General features: G+C 44.7%; 1 protein-coding gene. It reads right to left on the reverse strand.

The window, feature by feature from the left end; genetic code table 11:
- The coding region (locus tag KP708_RS15620) for a hypothetical protein (RefSeq protein ID WP_215757276.1) at positions 1-184 on the reverse strand (184 nt) is incomplete at its 3' end.
- Between the last annotated feature and the right edge of the window lie 325 nt (positions 185-509).

The following is a 509-nucleotide window of genomic DNA, read 5'->3' on the forward strand; positions in this document are numbered from 1 at the left end:
CTGCCCATTTTTCTATAATATGCTTTAGAGCTCTACTGTGTTTTGGTTTTGTTTTTATTGTTGTCTGAGCATCTAACCATTCATACGCCATCCTAATACAGTCTTCATGCTCGTGAAGAATGTCTGATGGATGTTGGTACTTGAAGCCAATTTTGGCATCGTTAATTTCTTTGTCAGTAAGCACTGTATAATTTCCTCTTATCAAAATACTTAAMCAAATATGGTAATGTTAGATGTCACGAAAAGGGGGCGGCTTTTACACCGCTCCAGAGCAACATCAGAAGTATTTTAGTGGCTAAAATACTCCTTGGCCTCTGAGCAAGCAGATGAGCATAGCACAGAGCAGAACAGACCCGGAGCGAGCGCAGCGCGGGAGCGGCGTAGCCCGCCCGTCAGGGCGTCTGGGTGGGATTAAGCCGTAAAATCGAAGATGACTTTTCCTGCGCCTGCGTGAGCTATTCCCTGCAATTCTAGGGGCGATTTTGTATCTGCATCAGTGATAGTTAATG

The sequence above is a fragment of the Gluconobacter sp. P5H9_a genome (assembly GCF_018812085.1).
GTDB lineage: Bacteria > Pseudomonadota > Alphaproteobacteria > Acetobacterales > Acetobacteraceae > Gluconobacter.